Origin of the sequence: Halomonas sp. 707B3, from assembly GCF_024158645.1 — a bacterium.
GTDB classification, from domain to species: Bacteria; Pseudomonadota; Gammaproteobacteria; order Pseudomonadales; family Halomonadaceae; genus Vreelandella; species Vreelandella lionensis.
Map to the genome: position 1 here is coordinate 23,895 of NZ_JAMZBE010000020.1, position 11,706 is coordinate 35,600.

At 58.6% G+C, this 11,706-nt stretch carries 10 protein-coding genes; 7 read left to right on the forward strand and 3 right to left on the reverse strand.

Annotated elements, in window-relative coordinates; translation table 11 throughout:
• The first annotated feature begins 53 nt into the window (after positions 1-53).
• From relA to BIS10_RS04770, 6 genes are all read left to right on the forward strand, one after another.
• The gene (relA, locus tag BIS10_RS04745) at positions 54-2,330 is read left to right on the forward strand and encodes a GTP diphosphokinase (RefSeq protein WP_253502998.1); all 2,277 of its coding nucleotides are present in this window, start codon (positions 54-56) and stop codon (positions 2,328-2,330) included.
• Positions 2,330-3,157, forward strand: coding sequence for a nucleoside triphosphate pyrophosphohydrolase (gene mazG, locus BIS10_RS04750; protein ID WP_253503001.1), 828 nt, complete (start codon positions 2,330-2,332; stop codon positions 3,155-3,157). Before relA ends, mazG begins: the two co-directional genes overlap by 1 nt.
• A gap of 41 nt (positions 3,158-3,198) precedes the next feature.
• Positions 3,199-5,847 carry a phosphoenolpyruvate carboxylase gene (ppc, locus tag BIS10_RS04755; protein WP_253503004.1) on the forward strand — a complete coding sequence of 883 codons (2,649 nt, stop codon included), beginning with the start codon at positions 3,199-3,201 and terminating at the stop codon, positions 5,845-5,847.
• A gap of 76 nt (positions 5,848-5,923) precedes the next feature.
• Positions 5,924-6,469 carry a DUF924 family protein gene (locus BIS10_RS04760; RefSeq protein ID WP_083026331.1) on the forward strand — a complete coding sequence of 182 codons (546 nt, stop codon included), beginning with the start codon at positions 5,924-5,926 and terminating at the stop codon, positions 6,467-6,469.
• 26 nt (positions 6,470-6,495) lie between these two features.
• A complete protein-coding gene (gene rluF / locus BIS10_RS04765) occupies positions 6,496-7,557 on the forward strand; it encodes a 23S rRNA pseudouridine(2604) synthase RluF (RefSeq protein ID WP_083026329.1) in 1,062 nt (353 codons plus the stop codon).
• Positions 7,558-7,563: 6 nt separating this feature from the next.
• Positions 7,564-7,860 (forward strand): DUF1294 domain-containing protein, encoded by a 297-nt coding sequence (locus BIS10_RS04770; RefSeq protein WP_243470656.1) that lies wholly within the window; start codon positions 7,564-7,566, stop codon positions 7,858-7,860.
• Here BIS10_RS04770 and BIS10_RS04775 read toward each other — a convergent pair.
• The 3 genes from BIS10_RS04775 to BIS10_RS04785 are packed head-to-tail and all read right to left on the reverse strand — an operon-like array spanning position 7,844 to position 10,199.
• Positions 7,844-8,518, reverse strand: a complete 675-nt coding sequence (locus tag BIS10_RS04775; RefSeq protein WP_083026327.1) for an aminodeoxychorismate/anthranilate synthase component II — start codon at positions 8,516-8,518, stop codon at positions 7,844-7,846. The two genes, BIS10_RS04770 and BIS10_RS04775, sit on opposite strands and share 17 nt — an antisense overlap.
• Positions 8,515-9,936, reverse strand: coding sequence for an anthranilate synthase component I family protein (locus BIS10_RS04780; RefSeq protein WP_083026325.1), 1,422 nt, complete (start codon positions 9,934-9,936; stop codon positions 8,515-8,517). Before BIS10_RS04780 ends, BIS10_RS04775 begins: the two co-directional genes overlap by 4 nt.
• Positions 9,933-10,199, reverse strand: a complete 267-nt coding sequence (locus BIS10_RS04785) for a Trp family transcriptional regulator (RefSeq protein ID WP_083026323.1) — start codon at positions 10,197-10,199, stop codon at positions 9,933-9,935. Before BIS10_RS04785 ends, BIS10_RS04780 begins: the two co-directional genes overlap by 4 nt.
• 93 nt (positions 10,200-10,292) lie before the next feature.
• On the opposite strand from BIS10_RS04785, the gene BIS10_RS04790 reads away from it, so the two are divergent.
• Positions 10,293-11,706: monovalent cation:proton antiporter-2 (CPA2) family protein (locus BIS10_RS04790; RefSeq protein ID WP_253503006.1), on the forward strand; the 1,414-nt coding region annotated here is incomplete at its 3' end.

Genomic DNA, 11,706 nt, shown 5'->3' on the forward strand with positions numbered 1-11,706 from the left:
GCCTTGGTGGCAGCAGTGTGAAAGCTGCCACCCTAAAAGGATGAGTCATAGTCATGGTGAAAGTGCGTGAAGACCAGCCGCTAACAGAAAGCGGAAAGGTGGACATACAACAATGGTTAACGCGCCTTCAAGAAGATGTGCGCCTACGTGAACCCGAGCGTTTGGTTCAAGCCTGTGAGCTTGCCGAACAGCTAGATCGAGAAGCGCCTCGCACCCATCGCGTGTGGCTGTCGCCGGGCTCTAGTTTCCGTATGGGGCTTGAGATGGCGGATATACTCGCCGACCTGAAGCTCGACCAATCGACCCTTGAGGCAGCCGTGCTTTACCGTGCCGTTCGGGAAGGTCTGCTGAGTCTGGAGGCGGTCACCAAGCGCTTTGGGGATGAAGTCGCCAAGCTCATTGATGGCGTGCTGCAAATGGCCGCCATCAGCTACCCATTGGCACCCAACCATGGCATGAGCCAGCACAACCAGCAGGAAAACCTGCGCAAAATGCTGGTGAATATGGTGGGCGACGTGCGCGTCGCCCTGATCAAAATTGCCGAGCGCACCTGCGCGCTGCGCCAAGTCAAAGACGCTCCCCGTGAGAAATGCTTACAGGTCGCCAGGGAAGTGGCGGATATCTACGCGCCGCTGGCCCACCGCCTGGGTATTGGCCAGATCAAATGGGAGCTCGAAGACCTCTCGTTTCGTTATCTCCACGAAGAGGAATACAAGGCCATCGCCAAGCTATTGGCGGAGAAGCGCCTTGATCGCGACCGCTATATTCACGACGTGGTCGAAACCCTCAAAGGCCTGATGGAAGCCCAGCATATTCACCGCTACGACGTGAGCGGCCGGGCCAAGCATATCTACTCCATCTGGCGCAAAATGAAGCGCAAGCGGATCGATTTCTCCCAGGTACACGACGTGCGCGCCGTGCGTATCCTGGTGCCGGAAGTCACCGACTGCTACACCGTGTTAGGCATCGTCCATTCCCGCTGGCACCACGTGCCCAACGAGTTTGACGACTACATCGCCAACCCCAAGAAAAACGGCTATCAGTCGCTGCACACCGCCGTCATGGGGCCGGAAAACAAGGTGCTGGAGATACAGATCCGTACCTTCGCCATGCATGATGAAGCGGAGCTTGGGGTGTGCGCCCACTGGCGCTATAAAGGCCACGACACCAACGCCAAAAGCCGTAGCTACGAAGAGAAAATTGCCTGGCTGCGACAAGTATTGGAGTGGCAGGACGAAGTGGGCGGCTTTGGCGACCTGCGTGAAGGCCTCTCCAGCGATGTCGCCCCTGACCGCATCTACGTCTTTACCCCGGATGGGCACGTTATCGACCTGCCGCGTATTGCCACGCCGATCGATTTTGCTTACCGGGTGCACACCGAAATTGGCCATCGCTGCCGAGGTGCCAAGGTTAACGGTCGCATCGTCCCGCTGACCTACAAGCTGAAAACCGGCCAGCAAATCGAGATTCTCACTGCCACCAAAGGCGGCCCCAGCCGCGACTGGCTCAACCCCAGCTTAGGCTACGTGCGCACCTCCCGGGCGCGGGCAAAAATTCAGGCGTGGTTTAAGCATCAGGCCCGCGACCAGAACCTGGACGAAGGGCGCACGCTGTTTGAGCGTGAAATGCGCCGCCTGGATGTGGAAGGGCTGGACCTTGCTAAGCTCGCCAAAGCCGTCAACTACCAAAACGCCGACGATATGTACGCGGCGCTGGGGGCGGGCGACCTGCGAATTGGTCAAGTGCTGCACCAGGCCCAGCAGCTGTTTGGTGAAACCGATGACCAGGAGCAGCTTGATCGTCTGTTGGCCAAACCCCGCCGCCAGCCCAGCAAAGCCACCCAAAGCGATATCACCGTGCTGGGTGTGGGCAACCTGAAAACCAGCATGGCCAACTGCTGCCGCCCGGTACCCGGCGAGCCGATTGTCGGCTTTATTACCCAAGGGCGCGGCGTGACCGTTCATCGCCAGGACTGCACCAATATCCTCCAATTGCGCTTGGAAGAGCCTCAGCGCATTATCGAAGTGGAGTGGGGCGAGCGGGCACATACCCGTTACCCGGTGACTATCGAGATTCAAGCCTGGGACCGCTCTGGGCTACTTCGTGATGTGACGGGCCTACTAGGCAACGAGAAGGTCAATGTGTTGGCGGTCAACACCCTCACCGATACCGATGAAGGCATTGCCCGGCTGCGGATTACTCTGGAAGTCGACGGCCTGGAATCCCTCGGCAGGCTGTTCTCGCGTATCCAGCAGCTACCTAACGTGACCGAAGTACGCCGCCTGCGTAATGCCGACCCTGAAAAAAGTGCCCGTAAAGGAGGGGCCTAATGCGCCATACCCTGGACGATTTGCTCACTCTGATGACCGTATTGCGCGACCGGGAGCAGGGCTGCCCGTGGGATATCAAGCAGGATTGGGACAGCATCGTGCCTCACACCCTGGAAGAGGCCTACGAAGTGGCCGACGCCATTGAGCGTCGCGCATTTGACGAGTTGCCCGGTGAGCTAGGCGACCTGCTGTTTCAAGTGGTCTATTACGCCCAGTTTGGCGCAGAAGAGCAGCGCTTCGACTTTCACGATATCGTCGATACGCTGACCGCCAAAATGCTGCGCCGTCACCCCCATGTGTTCCCAGACGGCACGCTGGCTTCCCGCCGCCCGCCCGGTGTGAGTGCCGACGAGGTCAAAACCCAGCAGGTGAACAGCCGCTGGGAAGCCCTCAAAGCCGACGAGCGCGCCGAACGAGCCACCCAAGCACCGTCGGTGTTGGATGACGTGCCCCGCACGCTGCCTGCGTTAAGCCGCGCCGCCAAACTCTCCAAACGCGCCGCCCGGGTTGGCTTTGATTGGCCTGATGCCGAAGGCGTGCTGGCCAAAATTCGCGAGGAGCTGGAGGAGGTCGAAGAGGCGCTGACGGCAGGTGATCGAAAGCACGCCCAGGATGAGGTGGGCGACCTGCTGTTTGCCGTCACCAATTTAGCCCGCACGCTGGGCGCCGACCCCGAACAGTGCTTACGTAGTACCAATGCAAAATTCGAACGCCGCTTTCGCTATGTCGAACGCGCGCTTGCCGAAACCGAGTGCCCCCTGAACGAGGCCTCGCTGGATGAGATGGAAAGCCACTGGCAAGCCGCGAAAGCCCAAGAACAACGCTAATTTCAAAACCATCAACGCGACCCCGCAAGGAGGCCACGCCAATGAGCCATGATCTACACGAATCACTGCGCGATAACGTGCGTATTCTAGGTGACAGTCTAGGGCGAACCATCGCCGACGATTTAGGCCAGCCGTTTGTCGATAAGATTGAAACCATTCGTGCCCATGCCAAGCGGGGCCGCCAGAGCGACTCACTGCAGCAGCGCCAGTTGATTGAGTATTTGCGCCAGCTTCCCGAGCGTGACCTGCTGCCGGTGACCCGAGCATTCAACCAGTTTTTGAACCTGGCCAATATTGCTGAACAGCACTACCGAGCGCGGTTTCGCCGGGTTGAAGATTACAAACCCGGTTCACAGCCAGCCCTAGGGGAGCTATTGGAACGCGCCCAGCAGGCCGGTAATTCACCGCGTAAACTGGTGGAAACCCTTGCCAATATGCGCGTGGAGCTAGTGCTGACCGCGCATCCCACCGAAGTTATTCGCCGCACGCTGATCCAGAAGTACGATGCCATTGATGAGTGCTTAACCGCGATTGAGAGCTCAGAAGATTACCCCGAGCGTGGCGCACGTGCCCAAGGCCGCTTGGAAGAGTTGATCAGCCAAGCGTGGCACACCGACGAGATTCGCCACGAACGCCCAACGCCGGTGGATGAGGCGAAGTGGGGCTTTGCGGTGATCGAGAACTCGCTGTGGCAGGCGGTGCCGGATTTCCACCGCGACTTGGATAACCTGCTGCTGGACACCGCAGGTGAGCGCCTGCCTCTGGACGCCGCGCCGATTCGCTACGCCTCCTGGATGGGCGGCGACCGCGATGGCAACCCGAATGTCACCGCCAAAGTGAGCCAGGAAGTGCTGCTGCTAGGCCGCTGGATGGCGGCGGACCTTTACCTGCGGGATTTAGAACAGCTCAAAACAGAGCTCTCCATGTGGAAAGCCAACAGCGCCCTCAAAGCTGAAGTGGGCGATGTGGCGGAGCCCTACCGGGAGCTGCTCAAGCGGTTACTAACTAAAATGGAAGCCACTCGCGACTGGGCGAAAGCGCAGTTGGATGGCCGCAACTATGACGGCGGGCCGATTATTGAAACCCGCGACCAAATCTACGCGCCGCTGCTGGCCTGCTACCGCTCGCTGTGTGACGTGGGGCTGGATACCATCGCCAACGGTGCGCTGCTGGATACCCTGCGCCGTGTGGCCGTGTTCGGGGTCACGCTGACCAAGCTCGACCTTCGCCAGGAAGCCAGCCGCCACGCCCAAGTAATGGAAGAACTCACCAGCTCGCTGGGGCTTGGCCATTACCAGGAGTGGAGCGAAACCCAGCGTCAGGAGTTTTTGCTAGCGGAGCTAGAGTCCCGTCGCCCGCTAATTCCCCGCCGCTGGGAGTGTTCGGCGGAATCCCGGGAAGTCATTGATACCTTCAAGGTGATCGCCCAGGAGCACGCCGAAGCGCTGGGTACTTACATTATCTCCATGGCCGCCGAGCCCTCTGATGTGCTCACCGTGGCACTGTTGATGAAAGAAGTGGGTGGGCAGGTAACGCTTCCCATCGCGCCGCTGTTCGAAACCCTCAACGACCTGGATCACGCGGGGGATGTGATCGATCAACTGCTGGCGCTGCCGGGCTACCGCGCCCTGACTAAAGACCGCCAAGAAGTGATGATCGGCTACTCCGACTCTGCCAAAGATGCCGGTCAGCTCGCCGCCGCTTGGGCACAGTACCGCGCCCAGGAAGCGCTGGTGAACGTGTGCGAAAAGCACGGTGTTGACCTAACGCTATTCCACGGCCGCGGCGGCACCGTGGGCCGTGGGGGCGGTCCGGCCCACGCGGCGATTCTGTCTCAGCCGCCGGGCTCCGTGAACGGCAGCCTGCGGGTGACCGAGCAGGGCGAGATGATTCGCTTTAAGTTCGGCCAGCCGGATATCGCGCTGCGCTCCATGGAGATCTACGCCTGTGCGGTGTTGGAAGCCACGCTATTGCCACCGCCCGCGCCGGAACCCCACTGGCGCGAAGAGATGGATCAACTGGCCAAAGTCGCCCACGGTGCTTATGTAGGCGTGGTACGGGAAGATCCCGACTTCGTGCCGTACTTCCGTGCGGTGACGCCGGAGGGCGCGCTGGGTAGGCTGCCGCTAGGCTCGCGGCCGACCAAGCGCCGCCAGGATGGCGGCGTGGAAACCCTGCGGGCGATCCCCTGGATTTTCGCCTGGACACAAATCCGCCTGATGCTGCCCGCTTGGCTTGGCAGCGGCGAAGCCTTCTCCCTCCGCCTGGAACAGCCCGGCGGCCGTGAAGTGCTGCAAGAAATGCGCACCCAGTGGCCGTTCTTTGGCACCTACCTGGATATGTTAGAGATGCTGCTGGCCAAAGCAGACGTGGCGATTGCCGCCTACTACGAGCACCGCTTGGTGGACGAGCCGTCGCTAAAAGCGCTGGGCAAAAAACTCCGTGAGCGCTTTGAGCGTCTGGAAGACGTGGTGCTGGATATCCTGCAGCAGGAGAAACTGCTGGAGAACACGCCGCTGATTCGTCAAGCGATTGACGTACGCAACCCCTACATCGACCCGCTGCACGGCCTGCAAGCCGAGCTTTTGCAGCGTAACCGCGATGCCGACGGCGCGATTAGCCCGGATCTCTCCCGCGCGTTAATGGTCACCATGGCGGGTATTGCGGCTGGCCTGCGTAACACCGGCTAAGCTGAAGACAGCCCACCAGCGCCGCTACCGATGGGTGGCGGCGCTTTTCTTTATGTCCGGTGTTGGAGGCAGAAACATGACCACAGACGCTCAGGCCGTGCTGGCTTTCTGGTTTCAGGAGCTGACGCCCGCACAATGGTTCAAAAAAGACGCTGAGATGGATCGGCAGATTGCCGAGCGATTCAGTGATGTGCTGATGAGTGCCGTAGCGTGCGAGTGTTTCGAGTGGCGTCGTTCGGCACGTGGTCGGCTGGCGGAAGTGATCGTGCTGGATCAGTTCTCGCGTAATATCTACCGCGATGATGCCCGCTCGTTCGCCAGCGACACGCTGGCGTTAGCACTGGCCCAGGAGGCGGTTGCCAGCGGGGCAGACCAGTCGTTGTCAGCGGTGGAGCGCAGCTTTCTCTATATGCCCTATATGCACAGCGAGTCGGCGGCCATTCATATTGTGGCCATGCAGTTATTCGACCAGCCGGGGCTGGAGAGCAATCTAGAGTTCGAGAAACGCCACAAGTCGATTATTGACCGTTTTGGGCGTTACCCGCATCGTAATGCGGTCTTGGGCAGAGCCTCGACTCCAGAAGAGGTCGAGTTCCTCAAGCAGCCCGGCTCCTCTTTTTAACGTTTATTTAGGCTACATGGCGTTTTATGTCGTTACGAAAATCTACCCGTATCAATAAATACATCAGCGAAAGCGGCCTATGTTCCCGCCGGGAGGCGGACCGCTTTGTCGAGCAGGGCAATGTGTGGATCAATGGCCGCCGGGCAACCACCGGTGACCAAGTGGTCGCGGGGGATCGGGTAAAGGTCAACGGCCAGGAGATTGAGCCGCAGGAAGAGGAGGATCTCGTCCTTATCGCGCTCAACAAACCGGTGGGTATTGTCAGCACCACAGAGTCGGCGGAAAAAGACAATATCGTTGAGTTTGTGAAGCACGGCACGCGTATTTTCCCGATTGGCCGCTTAGATAAAGACTCCCAGGGGCTGATCTTTCTCACCAACAACGGCGACTTGGTCAACAAGATCCTACGTGCCAACAATAACCACGAAAAAGAGTACGTGGTGACGGTCGATAAACCGATCACCGACGAGTTTATTGCCGGTATGCAGGGCGGCGTGCCGATCCTTGGGCAGATGACCAAAAAGTGTCAGGTGGTCAAAGAGTCCACCTTTGTGTTCAATATCACGCTAGTGCAGGGGCTCAACCGCCAAATTCGCCGTATGTGCGAATACTTTGGCTATGAAGTCACCCAGCTAGTGCGTACGCGCATCATGAACGTCTCGCTGAAAGGACTGGCGCTAGGTGATTGGCGTGACCTGACTCCCAAAGAGATCGAGACCATTGTTGCCCTCACCGAAACCTCAGACGTAGCGCCAGAGAAGAAAGCATCTGAGAAGAAAAAAACCGCCCGTCCCAACTACAGCGGCGGTAGAAGTAGCGCGCAGGATAAAAAGCCGACAGCAAAACGGGCCTCTTCAGGTGCCCGTGCGGGTAACAAAGCCCGCAAGGATCCTAAGGCAAAAGGGGCCGCTGCTGCTAAGCCAGGCGGCAAAGGAGCAGCGTCAGCGGGAAGACCGGCCATTAAAGGAAAGGGGAGGCCCGGGAGTCACTCTAACGGCAAACCGGGCGCGAGTAAGGGCGCGATAAAGGGCGGCCGCCCCAGTGGGGGTAAAGCCGCCTCCGGTAAGCCGACTTCCCGGCGCAAGTAGTTCTCCATGACAGAGATGCCTACTTATATAAGTTACCTACTGGCGTGGTATGTGGCGGTCAGCGTGATTACCTACGCCACCTATGCGTGGGATAAAAGGGCCGCGATTAAAAAGCGCCAGCGCGTGAGCGAAAAAACGCTGCACTGGCTGGCGCTGGTAGGCGGTTGGCCGGGGGCTTGGTGCGCGCAGCAACAGCTGCGCCACAAGACCCAAAAAACTGCCTTTCGGCGCGTTTATTGGGTCACGGTGCTTCTCAATATCACGGTGCTTATTGGCTCAATCGCCGTTATGCCGCTGCGTTAGGGGCAAACAGGAAGTTGGCAATCAGCTCTTTGCCGCCCTCGGTGGCAAACGATTCCGGGTGAAACTGAATACCGTGAATCGGGTAGTCACGGTGCTTCACGCCCATCAGCTCAAACTCACCCGCTGCCTGCCAGCGGCCGCGCTCAGCAAAGCTGTCGGCGGTGAGTGAGCCCACCGTGGCGGTCACTTCCAGGCACCCCGGTAGCGTCGTCGCATCGGCAATCAGCGAGTGGTAGCGCATGACCTCAAGCTGATCGGGTACGCCGTTAAACACAGAGCGGTTGTCGTGGTTGATGGGGCTGATTTTACCGTGCATCGGCAGCGGCGCTTTGACCACCTTACCGCCGAACACATGCACGATGCCCTGCATACCTAGGCAAACGCCCAGCAGCGGCGTGGTTTTGCCCAGCTTCTCGATCACTTCGGCGCATACGCCAAAGTAGCGTGGGTCATCCGGCGAGCCGGGGCCAGGCGAGATAATAATGCGATCCGGCGCCATGGCTTCAATCGCTTTAAAATCAATCTGGTTATTGCGCTTCACCATGATCTCAAAATGGGGTAGCTCGCCGCGATTCTTCTCCGTGGTCAGAATCTCACCAATAAACTGGTAGAGGTTATAGGTGAAGGAGTCGTAGTTATCGATGATCAGCACCTTCATGCGGGGCTCTCCGTTTCCGTATCCATAAAGGGGGCCAAGGCCTTGCGGGTGCCGGCGAATTTGCGGCGGATCTCTTCGTACTCATCCTCGGCGTTGCTGTCGTAAACGTTGCCACCACAGGTTTGCACGTAAGCGCGCTCGCCGTTAACAAACACCGTACGGATGGGGATCGCAAAGGTGCAGTCGCCGTTGAAGGAGAACTGACCCACCGCGCCGCCGTAGGGGCCGCGCCCATCGGTTTCTAGGTCATCGATGATTTTCATCGCTTCAATCTTGGGTGCGCCGGTTAGCGTGCCCGCGGGGAAGTTGCTGGCCAGCGCGGTGAACATGTCTTCGCCTTCGGCAATAATGCCGACGATCTCACTAGAGATATGCTGAACGTGGCTGAAGCGCTTGATATCCATCAGGCTGCGTACTTTCACCGTGCCAAACTGGGCCACTCGGCCAATATCGTTGCGGTGCAGGTCCACAATCATATTGTGCTCAGCGATCTCTTTGGGGTCGTTGAGCAACGCGCGGGCAAGCTGGGTATCTTCCTGGGGTGTTTGGCCGCGCAGGGTAGTGCCCGCCAGTGGGAACGTCTCCATCTCGCCCTGGCGCAGGCGGAACAGCAGTTCCGGGCTCGCGCCAATCAACTTCTGCTCGCCAAACTTCACGTAGTACATCTGCGGCGAGGGGTTGATGGTACGCAGCTGGTCGTAAAGTGCCAGGGTGTCACCTTGAATGCGAAAGCGCTTTTTAAAGCCCACTTCGCACTGAAAAACTTTGCCGTCGATGATGTCCTGCTTCACTTTGGCAACCGCTTCGGCGTGCTCGGCTTTGCTCATCGTGTCGCCTAGCGCGGTAATGTGCAGCGCGCCTGCGGGCTCTTCGTCGGCGTCGATCAGCGTCTGTAGAAACTCGTAACGGCTATTGTCGTAGTAGAAGTAGGTGACTTCCCCGGTCATCTTGTCGAGGATCAGGCCATCTTTATATAGCCCAAAGCGGAACGTATCGAAGTCGTCGCTGGCTTTCAGCGTCAGCGACGGCTCGAAGTACTGCATGGCGTCGTAACCTAAATAGCCGCTTAACCCGCCCGCGTACTTGCGCGAGATAATGTTCTGCGGAATCAGGCTGCGCAGCATCTCGTAGGGGTTGTCGCTGGGGTAGTGGTTGGCATCGCCGTCGCGGCTTTCAATGGTCAGCGTGGTGCCATTGGCGTAGAGCGTGTACTCGGGGTCGAAACCAATGATTGAATGGCGCGCCATGTGGCTATCTTCACCCAGCGACTCCAGCATGTAGCAGGTATCGAAGCGCCGCTCGATTTTTTGAAACAGGGCAAAGAAGTCGCAGTCCGCCGCCAGGGTAACGTAGTGGGGCTTGCGGGGCAGCGTGAACGGCTGGGGGCCTGCCGCAGCGGCCGTATCGGTGGTGCTCATAAGTGATCATTCCGTGAAGAGGCTAACATCGTCAGCGCGCGTGACCCGCGTGACACGGTCGCAATACCCACGCCTAGGGTTTCGGCAATTTTGCGATGGGGTACGCCCTCGCGCAGCAGCTTAAAAATCTGTAGGCGTTTGCTGATTTCTTGGTACTCTGCTGGCGTAAGCAGGCTGGCCAGCGCTTCATCCATTGCGTCGGGCGTATCAATCGCAAGCAGGTGGCGTACTAAGTCAGCTTGAAACGTATCGTGTAAGGACATCGTGCCACCGAGTGATTTAGTCATGTACTAGTGTACTAGTACGCTAACTGATTGCTCAGGGAAGTCAAGTCGCAGTGAGATTAAGGAATCGCCATGACCGGCTATTTTATTCAAGCGTTCATCTATTTAGTGGCGGCAGTGATTGCCGTGCCGCTGGCCAAGCGATTTGGGTTGGGGTCGGTGTTGGGCTACTTAGTTGCCGGGGTGGTGATTGGCCCTGTGCTGGGGCTGGTTGGCCAGGAGACCACCACCATTCAGCACTTTGCTGAATTTGGCGTGGTGATGATGCTGTTTTTAGTGGGCATGGAGCTGGACCCCAAAGGCCTATGGGCCATGCGGGTGCGTCTTCTAGGCCTGGGTGGTTTGCAGGTCGTGCTGACCGCAGCGGCAGGCGCTGCTATTGCCTGGTGGCTGGGGCTCGTTTGGCAAACAGCCCTGGCGGTGGGGCTGATTTTTGCGCTCTCATCTACCGCCATTGTGCTGCAAACCCTGAGTGAGAAGGGGCTTTCCAAAACCGAAGGCGGGCGCAGCGCCTTTTCTGTACTACTGTTTCAAGATATCGCCGTTATTCCTATGTTGGCGCTCATCCCGCTGCTAGCGCTGCCGGAATTAATGGGCGCTGCGGGTGACGACCATGGCCACGCGGGGCTAAGCCTAGTGGCGCATCTGCCTGCCTGGGCACATGCGCTGGTGGTGGTGGCCGCCATCGGCAGTGTGATCGTCGGCGGCTACTATTTAGGGCCGCTGTTGTTCCGTTACGTGATTGGCTCCGGCCTACGGGAAGTATTTACCGCCTCGGCGCTGATGCTGGTGATCGGCATTGCCGCGTTAATGAGTTTAGTGAATCTATCGCCTGCTTTGGGGGCGTTTTTGGCCGGTATCGTACTGGCCAACAGCGAATTCAAACACGAGATTGAGGCCAACATTGAGCCGTTTAAAGGGCTGCTGCTCGGGCTGTTCTTTATCACCGTGGGGGCGGGCATTAACTTTGACGTTCTCGTGGCCGAATGGGCAACGGTGCTAGGCCTAGGTTTAGCCGTTATCGTCGTGAAGGCAGCCATTTTGCTAGTGCTGGCGCTACTGTTCCGGGTGCGGGGCAGCAACGGCTGGCTGTTTACCTTGAGCCTTGCGCAAGCGGGGGAGTTTGGCTTTGTGCTGTTGACCTACAGCGTTCAGAACAGCGTGATTCCGGTGGAACTCTCCCAGGTGCTCTCGCTGGCGGTGGCGCTGTCGATGTTCCTAACGCCGCTGCTGTTTATTGCTTACGACAAGCTGGTGCTGCCGCGCTACCAAACTGCTAAGAATGACGCTCGTGAGGCCGATACGATTGAAGAGCAGGCACCGGTCATCGTGGCGGGTGTCGGCCGTTTTGGGCAGATTATTTGCCGCCTTCTGCGGGCCAATAACATTCCCATCGTCGCGCTGGATCACGAGATTGAGCAGATCGAGAACCTGCGCAACATTCACATTAAAAGCTACTTTGGCGACGCTAGCCGCTCGGACCTTT

What these genes read in the sequence shown, in the direction of transcription:
- BIS10_RS04770 (WP_243470656.1), top strand. Translation starts at nt 7,564, where the DNA reads ATGACAGAGATGCCTACTTATATAAGTTACCTACTGGCGTGGTATGTG.
- rluF (WP_083026329.1), top strand. Translation starts at nt 6,496, where the DNA reads ATGTCGTTACGAAAATCTACCCGTATCAATAAATACATCAGCGAAAGC.
- ppc (WP_253503004.1), top strand. Translation starts at nt 3,199, where the DNA reads ATGAGCCATGATCTACACGAATCACTGCGCGATAACGTGCGTATTCTA.
- BIS10_RS04760 (WP_083026331.1), top strand. Translation starts at nt 5,924, where the DNA reads ATGACCACAGACGCTCAGGCCGTGCTGGCTTTCTGGTTTCAGGAGCTG.
- BIS10_RS04785 (WP_083026323.1), bottom strand. Translation starts at nt 10,199, where the DNA reads ATGTCCTTACACGATACGTTTCAAGCTGACTTAGTACGCCACCTGCTT.
- mazG (WP_253503001.1), top strand. Translation starts at nt 2,330, where the DNA reads ATGCGCCATACCCTGGACGATTTGCTCACTCTGATGACCGTATTGCGC.
- relA (WP_253502998.1), top strand. Translation starts at nt 54, where the DNA reads ATGGTGAAAGTGCGTGAAGACCAGCCGCTAACAGAAAGCGGAAAGGTG.
- BIS10_RS04775 (WP_083026327.1), bottom strand. Translation starts at nt 8,518, where the DNA reads ATGAAGGTGCTGATCATCGATAACTACGACTCCTTCACCTATAACCTC.
- BIS10_RS04780 (WP_083026325.1), bottom strand. Translation starts at nt 9,936, where the DNA reads ATGAGCACCACCGATACGGCCGCTGCGGCAGGCCCCCAGCCGTTCACG.